Source organism: Bacillus aerolatus, from assembly GCF_009183655.1.
Lineage (GTDB): Bacteria > Bacillota > Bacilli > Bacillales > Domibacillaceae > Pseudobacillus > Pseudobacillus aerolatus.
In genome coordinates this window covers 533,878-553,063 of the sequence record NZ_WEIO01000002.1, presented here as the reverse complement: position 1 = coordinate 553,063, position 19,186 = coordinate 533,878, and the positions used below count along the sequence as shown (strand labels likewise).

Below are 19,186 nucleotides of genomic sequence, written 5' to 3'. Positions count from 1 at the left end.
TCTTGATTAACGGTTTTCTTTACTAAACGCATACCTAATACATAAGTGAAAAATTCATAGTTCTTTTCTGCACTACTTGTAATAGCTGTTACGTGGTGTATTCCTTTTAATTCGTTCATTTTAAATTCCTCCATATAGATCCTCAAATTATGCTCATTTATTTTTTAAAACAGGGTACTTCTCCCTTTTAGGCTAATTTATTACTCAAGTCACACTGAATAAATGAACCAATTAATTTTTGTACCCTGTGTCCTACAAAAGCTAATCCAATTACTAAACGTAAAATGATTTATTTAATATTTCACTTTTATATATCTCGATTTAGAGATATATATTCAAAAAAATTTTATATTTTTTTTGAGCGATGACCAATTCTCTTCAGCAAATTAATGAAAACATCAACTTCTTCTTCAGATAACTCATCAAAGATTGTATCTATTTTCTTTTCATGTTTCGGAAATATGGTATCCATAAATGCTTTGCCTGATTCTGTAATGACAGCATAAGTCACTCGACGATCCTTTGGACATGCTTTACGACGCACGAATTCTTTTTTCTCTAGTTTATCTACGACATAGGTAATACTACTACTTGCGATTAAAATTTTTTTACCGATATGTTGTATAGGCTGCTCACCTTTATGATAAAGCAATTCTAAAACACCGAACTCGGTTGGATTTAAACCGTATTGAATCATGTCTTTTTTCACGACTTCTTGAACAGCTTGTGTTGCCCGAAGCATGACTGTTAATGCTTTAAGTTTATTATTTACCTTTACCATTTATTGTCCCTCCTTTTATTAAAAATATATTGTCTCGAATAATTTTATCTCTAATTCAAAGTAAATTTAACAGAGATTTTAAATACTGTCAATAGATAATATTTATATCATTTGCAGCAATGTTATAGCAGCCAAATGTGGTCAAAACGATTTAAAAAAACAAAGCCCCTTACCCACATTCAGAAATCGGCTTTTTGATTGAAAACAACTATATTTAAAAGCAAACAAAAGGGAGCAGCCTTGCCGCTCCCTTTTCATTTTCCTGTCAGCGCACTGCTCGCACTAATGGAATCCCTTAACTATCATCGGCGCTGAAAACCTTAAAGGATAAATCTACATTCTACTAATCAATTATTTTTTTGTAATGGCCGTTGTAAAGATGAACGAGCGATAGAGAAGAGCGAAATATCATGTTCAGTTTTACCGTTCACAGCCAATTGACTTAATACCTCTCCAATTACACTTGCAAATTTAAATCCATGTCCCGAGAATCCAGCAGCAACGGCTACTTGAGAATACTCTGGATGCAGGTCTACAATAAAATGTTCATCTGGTGTAAATGTATACATACAAACCTGTCCATCTTTTAATTCACCTGCAGCCTGTGGCATATAACTCTCTAAGAAACTGCGTACATCCCCTTCATCGCCCGAATACGCTCCAAATTCACGCTTACTATGGTCCGGATCAATTGGCTCTCCTAAATCATGGCGGCCAATTTTCAGCCCTTCTCCACCAAAGTTAGGGAAGCCGAAATATATTCCTGTTGGGGTTTCAGACATAAAGACAGGAAAATTTCCGGGATGATACAATGATTCATTAGACTCAAACCAAGCAACCGTTTTACGATATGCCCGAAGTGGTAAATCAAGATTAAGCTTTGCAAGCATTTTACCGTTCCAAGCTCCTGTAGTAACAACAAGTTTATCCGCAGTATAAGATCCGTACTTTGTCTGCACTTTTACAGAATCTTGATAGACTTCAATATCCTCAACAAGTGTATTAGTCAAAAGAGTGGCCCCATTAACTATTGCAAGTTCACGATAGGCACGAATACAATTTTCACTAAATAGTACGCCTGAATTCGGCTCCAAAATAGCAACAAAATCCTTTGGAACATTTATACCAGGCCAGCGTTCGTTTATTTCCTCACCGTACAGTAATTCGTAAGGAAGCGAATGCTTTTGTGCACTTGCTATCGTCTTATCAATAAACTCTGACTCCCCTTTAGGACCAAATCCCAGCACACCCGTTTGTGCAAAAATTTTATGATGGGTTTTTTTCTCCAGTTCATCCCATAATGTTTGAGCCCTAAGTGCAAGAGGAACGTATTCTCTTCCCATACCGTAAGCATGACGAATGATTCGAGTGTCGCCATGATGGCTGCCACTGGAATGCGGTGGATCAAATGCATCTATCAATAATGTCTTAACCCCTTGCTTGGCTAAATAATAGCCAGCCGCCATTCCCATTGAACCTGCGCCTACAACGATTACATCAAAGTGTGTGCTCATAACAGTCCTCCTGAAAGTATTAATATAAGTTATTGTTACAAATTTTCTTTTACCGAACTATGCAAGGATTCATCTATTTCATTCGCAGAATCACTTGTACTATTTACCTCACTCAAAGAGAGAGCCTTTGTCTCCGGTGCCCAAGCAATGGAGATGATCGTACCAATTAAAAGAATAACCGCCATTCCACCCATGGTAGCTTGCAATCCAAAAGAACTCATACTAACCGGAAGAAGAAACGTTCCAATTGCAGCGCCGATCCGGCTAATCGCCGTCACTACACCAATTCCGGATCCACGGATTTCTGTTGGAAAAAGTTCAGATGGGTATACAAACTCAAGGTTTGTAGCTGCTGCCATAACAAAAGTGAACACTAGGAAGAATATGATCGCTAAGAGGGGGTTGCTTATAATACTAAGCATAAACATGCTGACAACAAGGAAAGTAAAAGAGCCAATGGTGAATCCTCTGCGAGTAAATTTTTCTAAAAACCAGAGACCAACAATTGAACCAATAAGAAGGAAGATATTTAACCACATGTATACCGAGAAATTCTCTGTGAATCCCATGTATTTCAAAATAGTTGGGAGAAATGTGTATATAGCAAAGTACGGAATGACCTGACAAACATAAAACAGCCCGCCAAAAGCCGTACGCTTCCAAAGTCTTTTGCTAAAGAGATCCAAAAATCTAGCGTTAGCTTGGCTGTTCCCAACATTTTTATCCATCTCTACATTTGCTCCGATATGTTTGCGAATGATCTGCTGTGCTTCTTCGATACGCCCCTTACTGATAAGCCATCTTGGTGACTCAGGCGTTCCGATTCGCAAGATCAACACGATGAAGGCAGGGATAGCGGCACTAATAAGCATCCAACGCCATGATTCAGGACCAGCCTTCCCCATATAAAATCCAACGAAGTTTGCAACTACATATCCCACTGTCCACACTATATTTAAAGAAGCTAGCAATGCTCCCCTATATTTTCTTGGAGCAAATTCAGCGAGTAAAGTTGTGCCCACAGCGTAATCTCCTCCAAGAGCTAAACCTATCATTAATCGTAAAATAAACAACGTTGCTGGATCATTCACAAAAAATTGAAGAATGGAAGCAATCGTAATCACTAAGAAGTTTGTAAGAAATATTTTTTGTCTACCAATTCGATCAGATAGGCCCCCGAGCAACAAACTGCCAAAAAAAAGTCCAATTAAAGCGGAACTTCCAATTAGTCCTTCCCACATTGGACTTAAATTCATTTCAGGACTAATCAAAGTAAGAGCCATACCAATAATCCCAAGAGTGTAACCGTCAGAAAAATTCGCCCCAAAAGTAAGCGCAGTAATTTTGAAATGAAACTTGTTAAGTGGAGCATCATCCATCCTAAATTTCCTTTCAGGCATAAGACACGTTCCCTCATTTCCCATAAATTTTTGGTTACGTCTTTTAAAAAAATATGAACTTACTAGAATTAACCGGACGGCTGCTCTATCTTGCTTGATCTATCGCTATAATCTGATGGTAGGATGCCCTCGAGATCAGATGTATGCGATTACATTTAAGTCATAACTTTGTCCCGCCATTATGTAAATCCCGTTTAATCTTTTAACATTTTGTTAAGCTTGAATAATCACTCACCTTAGCTCCCCCCTTTTTTTGTTTGTTGTAAAACGAATTTAGAGCACCCCTCCCAAATCACGTTCATATGGGAATGTGTTTTTTATATGAATGTGTTCATTGATTTATAATATTCATAATAATCAACAAATAAACTTTTGTCAATTTTAAATTAAGCCCACTTAATCATTATTAATCCCAATTTTAGTTCATCATATGGGCGGGCTATATTCCATTTATTTGGCACCCCCTCTGTTAGGATAGATGTCGCATAGAATTCTAGTGTTATAATTAAGAAAATACGGAGGTCGAATGAGATGAAAGGAGAAAGAGGACAACATTATAAAGGGTTAAAAGAAGAGAAAAAACGGGCAAAAACAATAGAATAAGGTCTGCGCCAAAAAGAGAAAGCGCTGGGTAGCAGACGGTGAGGGAAAAAGAAGAAAAACAAAAAAATTCTAGGGTCGTGAAGAAAGAGGAATACGCCAACTTACTGCCGCCACAAATTTGTGTGAAAGTTGGCTGATCAGTGTGTGTACATTGCTTCAGAATCAAGATTTTACCTCATGTTGGGGAAACAAGATATGCAGCATCACCGGGGGCGAAGCAAGAGAACGGAAACTGCCCGAAAGCCATTTAGCCACGACCCCCACTCAAATATTACATGGATGAGTGGGCCGGTAAAAGGCTTGTTTTATTAGCTTTATTTGATTATTGACTTATACATATATAAAACTTAATACAGAACTAGCAAGATAGTCTTCCGTCAACATTAGTCCTTTGACAGCTTTTGTGCCAGCTCCTTAATATATCTTACTGTTATTTCTGTAGCTTCTTCTTTTTTATAACTGCCTCTATTATTCAAAAGTGTAGACATCATACCTTTCCATAGAAGGATAATCATATTATTTACATCGTCTATATGTTCAGAGCGAATATTATGTTTCTTCTCAATTTCTAAAAACATTTTGTTTCTTTTACCTAGGTTAGGCTCAAAGAGTGTAGGCTTAATTTCATCTGGTACTCCAATTAAATCACTGGGATATATAGAATAATAATGCTTAAGTAACTCATCGGGTTTTTCACCTAAATCTTCTATAAAGAGTGCATAATATATTTCAGGTTTAGAAAATGAATGTTTACAAAAACATTCCCATGATAGAATATATTTATCTAAGTAATTCTCTTCTTTACTCATATATAAATTAACTTCTTGTACATAATCTTTAACAAGGTTCATTGAAGCAAAAAATAAAAGGTGTGAAAGATCTTTAAAATAGTTATAAATGGTGGATGTAGTATAACCCGCTCTCTCCGCAACCTTTCGTGCAGTAACATTTTTAATACCTTCTTCTTCAATAATTTGAACGGCTGCGTCAACAAAGTATTGATACATTCTATTTACCTGTATTTGTTTACGATTCATGACCATTTCTCTTCTCCTTAACTTTGCAAATATTGTGAGTTTATTATACAAGTTTACATAGATATGTACAAAATTTCTCATTTTTCATAACCTTTTTTATAAAAATTCACCTTATTAAACTGTCAAATCTACAAAGTGAAATAGATTCAGGTATAAAATAACCGGCTTTACTATCGGCATGGACTTTTAAGTGAAATTCCAAGTAAGTTGGCCGTTTTCCTAATTCCAATTTCAGTTTTTCCTACGCATAATACAACTGGTCTTTTCTCGGATTCTTTTCGTTAAAGATCATAGGTAACAAAAAACGTGCAGAATTGGTCAGTAATAAGTAGTAGCAGATATGCTACTACTTTCAGTTTGTCGACAAAAGGGGTTCGGAATGGTCTCATTCCGAACCCCTTTTTGATTTTGTATTGGATTTCGCCTGAAAATCTGATAAAAGCATTCCAAAGAGGCTTCTTCTACATAAAAAAACGATATGAATCTAAACTAACCAGCATAGTTAAAACTAGTTCACAGTAGTTAACTGCGGTCTTGAAATTGAAAACTTTGAAATATCATAGGTTGTATGCCCATCAGTTATCATCTGACTTATCATTTCCCCTAAAACACTGCTATATTTAAAACCATGTCCAGAAAAGCCTCCGGCAATAATAACATGCGGAAATTCAGGATGGTGGTCTAAAATAAAGTCCTTATCAGGGGTCTTTGTAATCATGCATGATCTTCCTTTTTTAAGTTTGCCTGCTGCCCCTGGTAAAAACCTTTCCAAAAAGATTCTTAAATCTCCCTCATCATTGTCGTATTTGCCGAAATCCTGACTCATTAAATCAGGATCGGTTTCTCTTTCGGAGTCATTTCGGCCAACCTTAACACCGCTGCCGTCTATACTTGGAAAGCCATAATACTTTTGGTTTTCGAAACTAAAATAAAAACAAGGTAACATAGGATGCTGATAATACATGTTATTAGGTTCAAACCATCCTAGAGTTTTACGCATTGGCTGTAACGGCAATCCTAATGACGAAAGAACCTTCCCTGTCCAAGCTCCCGCGGAAATAACAACTTTATCAGCATAGAAAGTATCGTTTGTTGTTTTTACAACAACTCCGTTGACTGAAAAATCAATACTGTTCACTTTTGTATTTGTTTTTAGCGCAGCATTATGTTTTGTGCCTAATTCTCTGTACGCATTTATACATTCTTCATTAAGGAGTGCACCGGAGGCTGATTCAAAATAGCCAACAAAGTGCTCAGGAATTGAAAATCCAGGCCATCTTTTATGAATTTCATCCGCATTTAGTTTCTCTAAAGATAAAGAATGTTCGTTGGCACTTTTTACTGTTTCCTTTATAAAGGAGGCATCACCTTCTCCCACTATGAGAGTTCCAGATGGAATAAATAACATTTTGCCGATTTCTTCTTCCAATTGATACCACAAACTCTGTGCTCTGAGAGCAAGATCAACATATTGTCTACCTTCACCAGTAGCATGACGAATTAACCGGGTTTCTCCATGGTGGCTGCCCTTGCCATGCGGGGGATCAAATGCATCAATTAATAAGGTATCGATCCCCTTTCTGGCTAAATAGAATCCTGTTGCCATTCCGACAGATCCAGCGCCAATAACAATTACACTATAATGCTTTTTCATAACAGGGAATCTCCCTTTCAGCTAAAATTAGTGACTTGTAATCCTGCTTTTTGACTTTAAAAGATCGCAGAAGTGATGGAATATTCTATTTATTCATGGCGTGCTTTATCCAACCGACTATTACCGTTGCTGCTGCCACATAACAAACAGCAGCTGAGAAATAAACGATAAGATCCCATATACTCATTTTTCCGCCCCCTTCTTAAATAGGTAATTGGGCTTTTAAAAATTGCCTATTCTGTCTTTTATGCATCCACTTTCTCTGAAGGCAAGGTTTGATAGTCATGAGGAATTTTATGCGATGTCATGAGGTGAGTAATCCAAAAAACAACTAGGTTAGTGACAATACCTACTGCGATAGCTGGAATCCCAAAAGGTTCTCCCAAAAAGTTCAACCAGACAATTGTTATAAGCAGTCCCGCTATTATTGCAGGCGGTCCAGCGTATGGAGATACTTTGCGTTCTAAAGGTCCTCCCCAAAGTATAGCTATGCACATTGGAGGCAGTATGGATGGAGCCCATAACTGGAAAGCATACAGCATTAAACCCATAACGCTAGGTATAAATAGAGATACAAGTATTCCGCCAACTCCAACAATTAAAGTTGCGTATTTTGTCCATTTCAATAAACTCTTGTCATCAGCGTTCCTATTTATAACTTTACCGTAAATATCTCTTGTGAAAATAACTGCTGCGGTATTTAAAATGGAACTTCCTGTTGACATTACTGCTGCAAGTAATCCTCCAAATACTAAACCTATAATGCCAACTGGCAAGTATTTTTGTGCATAAGTAACAAATACCACATCGCCGTTAATTCCTGGGAATTTAACAAACCCAATCAATCCAATCACCATTATTACGATGGTAAGAAAAATATACATAATAGCGAATGATACAGTGCTCCATTTACTAACATTTGCTGTTTTAGATGATGCATATCTTTGTATATAATGTGGGGCTAGCGCCTCTCCTAAGAGAAAACTCAAGAATGTTGCTATAAATACACCAATTGTCCATGGTCCTCCAAAAAAGACTAAGTGTTCTGTATCAATTGCTCCCACTTTATCAATTATTTCTGTCATGCCTCCCATTTTGTTAACACCTATTATTGCTGCTGTGGCCATACTGCCAACAAGAATTATAAACTGGATGGCATCCGTATAAATGACAGCTAACATACCTCCTGCCCACGTATATGCAATTGTTATCAAGGCACCAATAACAGTTAAAGCAATGAAAGGCAAACTGATTACAGGTTCTAAAATACGCCCAAGAGCCAAGACCTGAACACCAAACATACTTGCCATGAACAAGAATGCTAAGACACTAGATATAAGTTGGCCTGATCGCCCAAAATAAAAATCCATAATATCTCCAATGGTATAAATGTCTTTCATTTTACTTATACGCGGTGCTACAAAGAATCCAATGAGAACCTGGCTTATTACAACTCCTAAGAGCGCCAGAAAAACAACAATACCTGTTTCATAAACAAACGAGACCCTGCCGACCGTTGCTCCTCCACCGGCTAATGTAGCGCCAATTGTGGCAAAAATTAAAGCAAACGGCATTGATCTCCCTGCAACAGAATAGTCGCTAAAGGATGTAATTTTATTCATAGTATAATAACCAATCCATAAAACGACTAACATATAAACAACTAATATGCCAAGGTCTAGCCCACTTAGCATCATTATCCCCCCTGTATTTTCATTATTCGTTACTCATACAGCAAAGCGGTTCGGTTCAAATGGCTGTATATTAAATTCGGTTTGTCCCGAATGGATCAAATCCGACATAATCTTTCCTGTAGCAGGCGCCATTGCCATACCAACCATCCCATGACCGGTTGAAACGAAAAGGTTTTTATAGTTTGGCACTCTCCCTAAAACCGGGAGCCCATCCGGAGTCATCGGCCGCATCCCTGTCCATTCTTCTTCTGTATCACCTGTTAAATTTTCATTTAGATAATTGGAAACGGCGGATCGGATCCCTTGTACCCGCTTTTTATCAAGATTAGTGTTAATTCCCGACAATTCCATTGTTCCGCCTATTCTTACAGCGTTGTTAAACGGCGTGATCCCCGCTTTCACATCACCCAAGTAAAGAGGACGCTGGATTTTTACTGTTGGATTAGTTGTCGTGATGCTATAGCCTTTGCCAGCGGTTAAAGGGAGGCTGTATCCTATTCTCTTTGCCAAAGTGCCTGACCACGCTCCAGTAGCTATTAGGAAATGATCCGCTTCGATCCGCTCTGTTTTTGTTTTAACAGCAATGACTTCCTTGTCTTGTCTTTCGATATCGATCACTTCTGTGTTTGCCCGTAAATCAGCGCCTGAAGCGAGCAACCGTTTTGTAAGCGCTTTAGAAAAAGTTTCCGGTCTAATATGATACTGTTTTGAAAGCAAAATCCCCCCGATCACTCTATTAGACAGACTTGGTTCAAGCTCCTGCACTTCTGCTGCACTTAGAGTAACTGGGGATTCATGGCCATGAGCATCCGCTCCGTTTTCTAACCTTTTCATTTTTTGATTGAGGTTTTCCTGATTCAAAAAAGCGAATAATATCCCTTTCTTATGCAATTCAAAGTCCAAGCCTTCAGATTGAAGCGAATCAAACAATTTTAGTGTTGACTGACTGAGTGTTAAAAGGGCCGTTTCTCCCGCTTCAAAGTCACGTTCATTACAATACTTCATAAACTGGGTCACCCAGCCGGATAACTGCGGGAGCGCAGAGGGCTTAATATACAAAGGGCTGTCTTTTTGCAGCAGCATCTTAAATGATTCTGTCATTAAACCCGGAGCCGGAACAGGTTCATGTAAAGCAGGGCATATCCATCCTTGATTTCCTTTCGAGCACGCCTCTCCAAATTCTCCTTTATCAAGAACAATCACCTCAAATCCCTTTTGTGTCAGGTAATAAGCACTTGAAAGACCAATGATGCCGCCTCCAATAATAACAACTTTCTCTTTCATGCCCATATGCTCCTTTCTTGAAAAACGCATTTTTAAATTTTCTGATAATTTATTTAATTTTATTATTGGAGAACGAATTATACATTGTTTCATGTGCCCAATATTTAAGAGCATTTTATAGAAATTTTTTCGCTTTTTGCACAATCATAAACAGTTACTAGGTTTCGTAAAGTAAATTTATACCTCAGGAGTACCCATATTAGCCATCAGTACTGCAAGATAAAGCATGAAAGCATTCTTATAATTTTTTAGATCAATACCGCTGATTTCATGGATTTTATTCAAGCGATAATGCAACGTATTTCTGTGAATGAATAACATATTGGCGGCGTTTTTTTGGTTAAATCCTGATTCACACCATGCGCAAATAGTTTTTGATAAGTCTTCCCAGTCAGGCTGCTCCTGCAAGGTGGTCAGCATATTTAATATGTAGCGCTTGGATAAATCTTTTTGAATACTTGATACTAAGTCTTCAAAAAACAAATCGTGAATAAAAAAGACGCCCGGAGAAGCGTTCAGCTTTTTTCCGATTTTCAAAGCTCTCCATGCATCTTTATAGGACTGGCTTAATTCGTTAATATTCTTTGCGATAGCGCCGATCCCAATGGATGCAGAAAACCCTTTTGTTTCAAATTCAGAGATCATACTCAAACACTTATCTTTAATCTCTTTGATTACTCTGCTTTCCGAAAACTGGACAGACAAGGCGGGCAAAATAATAAATTTATCGTCTTGCATAGCAGCAATTAAATCATTAGGCTTGCGAAAAGTCCTTTGTATAATCGCTAACACATCCAACTTAAACGATTGAATTTGCATCTCAGCGGATTGTTGCCCCTCCGCTTTTTCATATATTTGTTTCGTGACTTCTTCAAAACGGAAGAGGTCGACCACAATTGCTATATGCGGTGGCTGCAAGTCATACCCTAGTTCGTGGCCTCTGGACAGCAAGTAAGACTCATCGCTTTTCTTAGGATCAAAAACGGAAATCTCCTGTATTAAGTTTTTCACTGCTTGTTCCCGAAGAAGTGTGGATTTCATATACATTTCTTGATAAAGCATCGTTTCGATATACTTTTTTAAGAGATAACAATATTTCTTTACCTTTTCTTTTTCACCTGTTATCCCGAATGAACCAATGTTTTTATTGAACAGTTCAATGGGCAAAGCAAACCCCGGTTTGGTTCCTTCCATTTTATCGATATTCATCGTATCCGGGTTAGGCTTACCTGTCTTAATGATTTGAACAGATGCTTCATGGAAATCACCCAGCCTGGAAGGATCACTCGAACCAATGATTATGGAGCGTTCATCAGTTATAATCACTTCGTGGCCAACAATCTCGCTCGTTGAAGCGGCGATCTTCTGCGCAATATCTTCTAACATACTTGTACCCCCCCTTGGATTTCACGCTTTGCCGTTAAATTACTCATATGAATTTTTTCTTATTTTTTATTTTCTCATAATATTTGTTCTCCAGGGAGGTTTTGTGTGCAGAAATTAGACCGAGGAAATATCAAAAACAATAAAGTTACGATTAACTTAATTTAATGATACGGTTAAGTATTATTTTCTTTGCTACTTCGGTGAAGCTGATAATACTTAAAAAGATAACCTTTCTTCGCTACTGAGGCTGGAGTTGGGTTATTTTTTATGTAATAAAGAGATGGGATCTAAAGCTAGTGAGACACTAGTATACAGGTCCATCTCTTTTTTCTTCTGAATTGGCGCATCTTTTTAGCGCCCGTTTCGATGGTCGATTATGTGCTGGCACATGAACTCGCGCATTTGAAGGAAATGAATCATACACAGGCATACTGGGGTACATCACGGGTGCTGCTGCCAGATTACGAAGAAAGAAAAGAATGGCTGCAGGTAAACGGTGGCCAGCTTTATGTATAAGAGTACAAAAAGAAGAGCACCCTCCCTTCTTTTTTTATAAAATAATCAATTATTGTTGGTTTATTAAAAAATTTGATCAAAAATACGTCTTATAATGTTGATTTTCCAAATATAAAAGAGCTTGTTTTTAAAAAAATCATAAAAGTATCATTAAATTATAATTTATTTTCTGAATATTCAGTATTAAAATGAAATTAACACAAATAGAAGGCATAAAGAAATAAGTATAACTACACAAAGCCGAGTGAAACGTTATCAAAGGACTAAACTGAATACGAAAAGATGGATGAAGCGATTCGTCTAGCAGAAGAAGCAAAATAGGAAGTAGCATTAATCATATGTCAGGAGGTATCAATCATTGAATCAAGAACTATGGCGTAGAAGTGCAACAAAGTTAAAGCCGTACATTCCAGGAAAGGCGATCGAAGATGTAAAAAAAGAATTAGGATTAGAAGAGATTATTCGTTTAGCTTCTAATGAAAATCCATTTGGGCCATCACCGAAAGCGGTCGAAGCGATGCAACAAGCTGTGCTGGACAGCCAGCTGTATCCAGAGGCAACATGCAGAGAACTTCGAAAAAAGCTCGGAAACTTACACAATATTGATTCTGATCAAATCATAGTAGGAAATGGTGCCGACAATGTTATTACGTTAATTGGAAGCGCCTACATCAATCCTGGTGATGAAGTCATCTATTGCACCCCTACATTTCCCGCCTACAGAACGATTACACTACTCATGGAAGGAACGCCGGTAGAGGTTCCTACTACTGAGGTTTATACGTTTGACCTTCAGGCGATTCTCTCCGCAGTTAATGATAAGACTAAACTTATTTTTATCTGTAATCCTAATAACCCGACCGGTACGATTGTGGAAGAAGATCAACTTGAAACATTTCTGAAACAAGTACCGCCGCACGTTGTCGTGGTGCTGGATGAAGCCTACGCTGAGTTCATCGGGCGTGAAGGATACCGCACAGGCCCTGACTTTGTAAAAGCAGGGTATCCGGTAATCTTCGTTCGTACATTTTCAAAATTGTATGGATTGGCTGGAACGAGAATTGGATATGCAGCTGCAAGTAAAGAGCATATTGCTCCTGTACAAGCCGTAAGGGAACCTTTTGCAGCAAACCGCATTGCGAATGCGGGCGCTGTCGCTGCTCTCGATGATGAAGAATATAAAAACAAGACGCTGCAGAAAAACAAGCAAGAGATGAAAATGCTGATAAAAGAACTTCGAGCTTTTGGTTATCATGTGACCGAATCGCACGCTAATTTTCTGTTTGTAGATTTAAAAGAAGATGTCATGCAGCTTTTTGAAGCGTTGATGAAAGAAGGCATACTCATCCGTCCTTGTATCGCATGGGGCTTGCAGACACACGCTCGTATTACTATCGGTTCATCTGAGCAGAATGAACGACTCATCAAAGCGTTACGCAAAGCAAGCTATAAACTAACTACATCATAAAAAAGGGAGAGAAAATAGAGTGAAAGACGGACGGTATTTAGTTTGGATTTTAGACGATGAATGGAATAACCATGAGTTAGAAAAAAGTATGTATGAACAATACAATTTTGAGGTCAAGGTAACACGGTCGGAAAACCTGGAAGAAGATTTGCCTCTTTATGCTCCTTATGCGGATGGTGTAGTAGCGCAAGTAGGGTTTCAATGCAGAGCAGACCTCATTGAAAGGCTGGAGTCTTGCAAAGTCATCTCTATATCGGGAGTGGGCTATAACCATGTAGATGTAGAGGCGGCTACTCAAAAAGGAATTACTGTTTCGCATGTGCCGGATTATTGTGCGGAGGAGGTTTCCAATCATACGGTTGCTCTCATACTTTCGGTGACCCGCCGCTTATCTTCATATAACCGCAAAGTTAGAGAAGGAAAATGGGATCCTTTGGATACGCTGCCGATTCATCGGTTCAGTGAAAGAACGGTAGGGCTGCTTGGCTTTGGCCGCATTGCCCGTATGGTTTCCGCAAAGATGAAGCCATTCGATGTCCGCCGCTTAGCCCATGATGAGTATATTTCTAAAGAAGTCTTCGATCAACATGGAGTGGAATCTGTATCGTTAGATGATCTTCTGAAGCAATCACACGTTCTCAGTCTTCATGTGCCATTGACGCCAGAGACGAAAAACCTTCTCAATTATGAGCGACTCAAGCAGCTGCCTAAAGGAGCATTTGTGATTAACACATGCCGTGGTGGTGTAATAAACGAGAATGATTTAAAGAAGCTGATTGAAGAAGGACACATAGCTGGAGCAGGGCTCGATGTTTTAGAACAGGAACCCCCAGCACCGGATCATCCGTTGCTGGCGATGGAAGAAGTACTGATCACGCCTCACGCTTCATACTTTTCAGAAGAATCTATCTCTCAGTTAAGGGAAAAAACAACACAAGCTATTATAGATGGAGTTTCAGGAAAACCTTTATCCCACACCTTGAACGAGCCGCAGATGAAAGTTTAATAAACTTAGGTCATAGTTCTTTATTTGGTAGAGGCCACAATCGTTTTTATTTGGCGCGGACCTCTTTATCACGCTTAATTTTACTTTGAAGCAAACCTCTTGTGAAAGGGTGTTCAGAAATTCATCTTAAGATGGACACCTTTTTAGAAAAATATTAATTGTTATTACTACCGGGGAGGAATATAGTGAACAGTTTAGATATTTTAGTAATGGTTGCTTATTTTGCTGTTATTGTTTTTTTTGGAGTATGGGGTGCAAGACGGGCGAAGACGGCAGAAGATTATGCGGTTGCAGGCAGAAATCTAGGCATGCGTTTGTATCTCGCTTGTGTAGCCGCCTTAATAATTGGCGGCGGCTCTACGCTTGGAACAGCAACATTAGCTTATGAATCTGGAATATCGGGCATGTGGTATTTGCTTGGAATAGGGACAGGTATGGTTCTACTTGGCGTCTTTTTTGCTAAAAAAATACATGGTCAAAAAGTGACGACTATGAGCGAGATGTTAGAAAAACGTTTTAATGTAGAAGCAAGGATAATAAGTTCCTTGGTTTCTTGTACGTATACCTTCATGCTTACAGTAGGGCAAGTCGCGGGGATGGGGACTGTTTTACATGTATGGCTTGGCTGGGATCTAGCGCTTTCTATGATAGTCGGGGGAGGCGCTGTATTATTTTATACTGTGCTCGGTGGAATGTGGTCTATCAGCATGACAGATATTATCCAATTAGTCATAATGACTGCGGGAATTTTCTTTGTTATGCTGCCGATAAGCCTTTCAAAAGTAGGTGGATGGACAGCACTGCATGAACAAATCCCATCCGCTTATTTTGAATGGAACAGCATAGGTGCAGCATTTATTCTTAAAAGTTTATTGTTGTATACCCTTAGTATTGTTGTTGGTCAGGACATGTGGCAACGGCTTTTCACAGCTCGAACGTCCAAAATAGCTAAATACGGTCTATTGGGAGCAGCGGGGTACGCTTATTTGTATGCTATCGCTGTGAGTATCATTGGCATGTGTGCCTTTGCTCTACTTCCTCAATTGGATAACCCGCAAGATGCTTTTGCGGCTATAGCTGAAGCTACACTTCCAGCGGGGTTATTTGGAATTGTGGTAGCCAGTGTGCTCTCTGCCTTAATGTCTACTGCTTCAGGAACATTAATAGCCACCTCGACGACTATTGTTAATGATATAATTATACGCTTTACCAAGCAGGATTTAAATGATAAGCGAGTTCTCATGGTTTCACGGATGACCACATTAACAATCGGCGTTATTTCAATTATTCTCGCCCTTTGGATTCAGAGTGTTCTGGTAGCTTTAGACACAGCTTTTGCCATTTTATCTGGCTCATTATTCTTCCCTATTGTTCTCGGATTCTTTTGGAAGAAAACCACAGCTAAAGCAGCCTTCTATTCTATTTTATCCAGCTCTGTCGTTGTAGTGATCGGATTGATATTATATGGATCCAGCTCCGTCATTCCCATTTTATGCGGATTAGGAGTCAGCCTTATTACCATTGTGTCGATGTCATATTTAACTGCTCCTTCTCAAGAGCTTGAAATGGAAGGATTAGATGCGGACATAAAAGGTTAAGCGCTTTCATAAATGCATCCATTTTGAGAGTGTCTTGTATCCAGATTCAAAGAAACGAGTCAAGAGAAAGAACGCTATTGAATATTCCTAATTCTTATTAAAGTTCATGCAATGTTACAGTTTTGTAAACACATCTACTAAAGTGAGGTATTGAATATGAGTAATAACAATCAAATTGGATTAGTAAAAAGCCCGGATGAAGAAATAGATTTTCCGATCTCATTTGAAGAGTGGGAAGAAAAAGCAGCCGGCATGATGTTTGAAGGCGGCTATGGTTATGCCAGCTCTAGTGCGGGAAGAGAAGAAACAGCGAGAAGAAATGTAGAAGCTTTCGCAAAATGGGCGACTGTTCCGAGAACGCTGAGCGACGTATCTGAAGCAGATATGAGTATCACTCTATTCGGGCGCACGTACCCCCGACCGTTTTTACTCGCACCAATCGGCGTACAAAAGCTCGCTCATATTGAAGGAGAGCTGGCATCGGCTAAAGCTGCAGCCGCTATGAATATTCCTTTCGTATTAAGCACAGTGGCAAGCCATTCGATCGAAGAAGTGGCCGCGGCTGCCCCGGATGGCTCCAATTGGTTTCAACTATACTGGTCTAGTAACGAAGAAATTTCTTTCAGCATGGTGGAAAGAGCAGAAAAAGCCGGTTATGAGGCAATTGTTGTTACCGTGGACACTGTTATGCCGGGATTCCGTGAAGTAGATATTCGCAATCAATTTTCGCCGATTGCCAAAGGTTTCGGGAAAGCCAATTATATAAGCGATCCTGTGTTTATGAAGTCACTGACAAGCCAAGATGAGGAATCTATTGTCGCAGCAGTTTTGAAGAACATGCTTACTCCTTCCCTTCATTGGAAACACATCGCCAAGCTAAAAGAGAAGACAAACCTGCCTATTTTACTAAAAGGTATTTTGCATCCAGAAGATGCGCTGACAGCACTTGAATATGGCGTTGACGGCATCATTGTTTCCAATCACGGCGGCCGGCAGCTTGATGGGGTCATTGCCTCCATTGATGCGCTTCCTTCCATTGCCGAAGCTGTCCAAAAAAGAGTGCCTATTCTGCTGGACAGCGGCATCCGGCGCGGCATTGATGCCGTCAAAGCTTTTGCATTAGGGGCTGACGCCGTTCTAATTGGCCGTCCTTTTCTTTACGGTTTAGCTGCAAATGGACAGCAAGGTGTGGAAAAAGTATTCGAACGCTTTTTCCACGAGACAGAAACCACCTTGGCCCTTTCTGGCATCGCCAATTTATCACAAATCGGCAGACTTAAGATGGTAAGAGAATAAATAGAGCAAATGCTCGACAAAGCAGACAAAGACTTCATTTTACATTAGTCTTTGTCTGCTTTTTATGTTGTAATATCCATTCCTTGAATTTTAAGAAAAGGTTTACCCCGGATTAACAATATTATTAAAATTGCGTTTCAGCTAAAGCCGAGAAATAGCCACAAAGCATGTTCGCTTCATCTAGGTTTTTCGTTTTCTTTAACAAAGCACCTTGAGATCCGCGTTTAGTTTACGGCGGAAATCCAGTTTCAATTTCCAGTCAGGAATAGCGGTTACCGCGCTTCAAAATATTGATGCACGTCAACGGACCATTCTTTCAGCTCTGCTTCCTCCCCCCGCTCCTCATACACTTCCATGAATTTATTGAAATACGGTTCCTGTTCTTTTGTCAGCCCGCTCTTTGTTTTACCGGCTTCCTTTTCAACCGTTTCATCGCGCATCTGCTTATACGCTTCCAATAATTCATCAATCGTCAACTGGCGTTCTTTAAATCGTTCCAGCAATGTTTCTAAGCGCTCGGAGATTTTCGTATAGTAAATCTCCGAGCGCTGATTTCTTTCCTTATGGCATGGCGTGTTTCATCTATGCTGCCTTAGATCCAGGAAGCACATTTTTCTCCACTTCTTCATTAAACTTGCTGTCTAGCAGCTAGATCGGGTCGCGCATTTCAATGCCTTCCATATCCAGATATTTAAATGAGTTTTGGAACAAATAATAGCATCTATGAAATATCAACAAGTTGTTTTTTGATAAAGAGTGCTTTTTTGATTTTGTTCAGCAATCGGTCCATTTTGTAGGATTGCTGAACAAAATTTAAAATATTGAATCTTCTATCTTTTTGAATTAGCTGAGATATTGTTTTAATATTTTTAAGCCTATTTTTAACTCTTCCAATGAGTTTGTAGAAGAAAGTGCAATGCGCAAATACTTATCAGGAGTGGTCTGCCCGCAATGATAAGAGATTCCTCTCGTATTACCATTTCTTCAATCAATGGTGATGGGAGTAAAATATTCAATAAATTAAAGGGGTATTATAGGTGAAGAAGAAAATTGATGAGTATCAAATTTATGAAAAACACTACGAGCAAATTTACAAACAAGTAAAAAACGATCCATATGCTCAGTCGTTAGGCATTCAGTTAACAAAGTTTGAGGCTGGTTTTGCAGAGGCAATGCTGGAAGTGCAAAGTCATATGGTAAATGCATATGGAACTGTTCATGGGGCAGTTATTTATGCTTTAGCAGATCATGCTTTTTCCGTAGCCTGTAATGCATATGGAAAAACATCATTGGGACTCTCGACAACAATCCAGTTTATTGAATCAGCTAAACCTGGAGACAAGATAGTCGCCCGTGCAACGGAAGTAAAACGAAACTATCGTACAGGGTTCTATCGAATCGATATCTTACATGGACGAAATCTGATAGCTACTATGGAGGCAGTGTCTTACCGTAAGGATCATTATTTTATAGAACTTGATGAGCATGTTTAAGTGGTGCAAGAGCTGTCCTTGAGGCAGCCCTTGCACATTTTTTAATCTTCCACAATCGTGCGCGGTTGTGAAGTATTGGGTTGTTTAGTAAAACTTTATCACGTATTCTTTATTCAATTAAAGACGAGTTTTGGAACACATAAAAGCAACTTAAAGGAAATGAAATGGCAACATCAAATTCATATATTTCAAGATTTTTAATAAAAGTTTCAGAAACCTTATAGATGTGAAAGATGTAGTGCACCCCAAAAGTTAGAGTAAAATCTGTCTTTTGGGGTGTTTATTAAATTGATACTAGTCAGCTACCAATACATATAGCCAATATAGGTAAAAGGATAAAATGACCCCAGATTTCGTATCCTCAGAACCTTCTCCTGTCCTCCTAGAAAGGAAGTTCTCATTTCCGGTAAGTTCTCCACTTGTGGTAGTGTATACACACAATAGTAGTACTCTATT

16 protein-coding genes are annotated in these 19,186 nt (G+C 38.9%); 6 read left to right on the top strand and 10 right to left on the bottom strand.

Annotated elements, in window-relative coordinates:
• The 9 genes from F9802_RS06185 to F9802_RS06145 form a co-directional block, all read right to left on the bottom strand.
• On the bottom strand, positions 1-119 hold a 119-nt coding region (locus F9802_RS06185), incomplete at its 3' end, for a VOC family protein (RefSeq protein WP_191991985.1).
• Between the two features lie 227 nt (positions 120-346).
• A complete protein-coding gene (locus tag F9802_RS06180; RefSeq protein ID WP_152150269.1) occupies positions 347-781 on the bottom strand; it encodes a MarR family winged helix-turn-helix transcriptional regulator in 435 nt (144 codons plus the stop codon).
• A 347-nt stretch (positions 782-1,128) separates the two neighbouring features.
• Positions 1,129-2,295, bottom strand: coding sequence for an N-methyl-L-tryptophan oxidase (gene solA / locus F9802_RS06175; RefSeq protein WP_152150268.1), 1,167 nt, complete (start codon positions 2,293-2,295; stop codon positions 1,129-1,131).
• A gap of 35 nt (positions 2,296-2,330) precedes the next feature.
• Complete coding sequence (locus F9802_RS06170; protein ID WP_225435204.1) at positions 2,331-3,674, bottom strand: MFS transporter; 1,344 nt, start codon at positions 3,672-3,674, stop codon at positions 2,331-2,333.
• 1,007 nt (positions 3,675-4,681) lie between these two features.
• A complete protein-coding gene (locus tag F9802_RS06165) occupies positions 4,682-5,335 on the bottom strand; it encodes a TetR/AcrR family transcriptional regulator (protein ID WP_225435203.1) in 654 nt (217 codons plus the stop codon).
• A gap of 508 nt (positions 5,336-5,843) precedes the next feature.
• Positions 5,844-6,989 carry an N-methyl-L-tryptophan oxidase gene (gene solA / locus F9802_RS06160; protein WP_152150266.1) on the bottom strand — a complete coding sequence of 382 codons (1,146 nt, stop codon included), beginning with the start codon at positions 6,987-6,989 and terminating at the stop codon, positions 5,844-5,846.
• 245 nt (positions 6,990-7,234) lie between these two features.
• On the bottom strand, positions 7,235-8,686 hold the full coding sequence (locus tag F9802_RS06155) for a sodium:solute symporter family protein (protein WP_152150265.1): 1,452 nt from the start codon (positions 8,684-8,686) through the stop codon (positions 7,235-7,237).
• Positions 8,687-8,716: 30 nt separating this feature from the next.
• A complete protein-coding gene (locus F9802_RS06150) occupies positions 8,717-9,967 on the bottom strand; it encodes an NAD(P)/FAD-dependent oxidoreductase (RefSeq protein WP_152150264.1) in 1,251 nt (416 codons plus the stop codon).
• Positions 9,968-10,144: 177 nt separating this feature from the next.
• Entirely contained in the window at positions 10,145-11,353 is a 1,209-nt protein-coding gene (locus F9802_RS06145) for a CdaR family transcriptional regulator (RefSeq protein ID WP_152150263.1), read from the bottom strand.
• 309 nt (positions 11,354-11,662) lie between these two features.
• On the opposite strand from F9802_RS06145, the gene F9802_RS06140 reads away from it, so the two are divergent.
• From F9802_RS06140 to F9802_RS06120, 5 genes are all read left to right on the top strand, one after another.
• Positions 11,663-11,869 (top strand): M48 metallopeptidase family protein, encoded by a 207-nt coding sequence (locus tag F9802_RS06140; RefSeq protein ID WP_318636105.1) that lies wholly within the window; start codon positions 11,663-11,665, stop codon positions 11,867-11,869.
• 358 nt (positions 11,870-12,227) lie between these two features.
• Entirely contained in the window at positions 12,228-13,337 is a 1,110-nt protein-coding gene (gene hisC / locus F9802_RS06135) for a histidinol-phosphate transaminase (protein WP_152150261.1), read from the top strand.
• A gap of 19 nt (positions 13,338-13,356) precedes the next feature.
• The gene (locus tag F9802_RS06130) at positions 13,357-14,343 is read left to right on the top strand and encodes a C-terminal binding protein (protein WP_152150260.1); all 987 of its coding nucleotides are present in this window, start codon (positions 13,357-13,359) and stop codon (positions 14,341-14,343) included.
• Positions 14,344-14,528: 185 nt separating this feature from the next.
• Positions 14,529-15,941, top strand: coding sequence for a sodium:solute symporter (locus tag F9802_RS06125; protein WP_152150259.1), 1,413 nt, complete (start codon positions 14,529-14,531; stop codon positions 15,939-15,941).
• A gap of 156 nt (positions 15,942-16,097) precedes the next feature.
• Positions 16,098-17,237: an alpha-hydroxy-acid oxidizing protein gene (locus F9802_RS06120; protein WP_152150258.1), complete on the top strand. Its 1,140-nt coding sequence runs from the start codon at positions 16,098-16,100 to the stop codon at positions 17,235-17,237.
• A 272-nt stretch (positions 17,238-17,509) separates the two neighbouring features.
• Here F9802_RS06120 and F9802_RS06115 read toward each other — a convergent pair whose 3' ends face one another.
• Positions 17,510-17,740 carry a hypothetical protein gene (locus F9802_RS06115; RefSeq protein WP_152150257.1) on the bottom strand — a complete coding sequence of 77 codons (231 nt, stop codon included), beginning with the start codon at positions 17,738-17,740 and terminating at the stop codon, positions 17,510-17,512.
• 534 nt (positions 17,741-18,274) lie between these two features.
• On the opposite strand from F9802_RS06115, the gene F9802_RS06110 reads away from it, so the two are divergent.
• Complete coding sequence (locus tag F9802_RS06110) at positions 18,275-18,730, top strand: PaaI family thioesterase (protein WP_152150256.1); 456 nt, start codon at positions 18,275-18,277, stop codon at positions 18,728-18,730.
• Positions 18,731-19,186: the final 456 nt, after the last annotated feature.

Bases quoted from the DNA above. Each gene is read 5' to 3' on its own strand.
- solA (WP_152150266.1), bottom strand. From the start codon at position 6,989: ATGAAAAAGCATTATAGTGTAATTGTTATTGGCGCTGGATCTGTCGGA.
- F9802_RS06120 (WP_152150258.1), top strand. From the start codon at position 16,098: ATGAGTAATAACAATCAAATTGGATTAGTAAAAAGCCCGGATGAAGAA.
- F9802_RS06170 (WP_225435204.1), bottom strand. From the start codon at position 3,674: ATGGATGATGCTCCACTTAACAAGTTTCATTTCAAAATTACTGCGCTT.
- F9802_RS06165 (WP_225435203.1), bottom strand. From the start codon at position 5,335: ATGAATCGTAAACAAATACAGGTAAATAGAATGTATCAATACTTTGTT.
- F9802_RS06155 (WP_152150265.1), bottom strand. From the start codon at position 8,686: ATGATGCTAAGTGGGCTAGACCTTGGCATATTAGTTGTTTATATGTTA.
- F9802_RS06145 (WP_152150263.1), bottom strand. From the start codon at position 11,353: ATGTTAGAAGATATTGCGCAGAAGATCGCCGCTTCAACGAGCGAGATT.
- solA (WP_152150268.1), bottom strand. From the start codon at position 2,295: ATGAGCACACACTTTGATGTAATCGTTGTAGGCGCAGGTTCAATGGGA.
- F9802_RS06180 (WP_152150269.1), bottom strand. From the start codon at position 781: ATGGTAAAGGTAAATAATAAACTTAAAGCATTAACAGTCATGCTTCGG.
- F9802_RS06150 (WP_152150264.1), bottom strand. From the start codon at position 9,967: ATGAAAGAGAAAGTTGTTATTATTGGAGGCGGCATCATTGGTCTTTCA.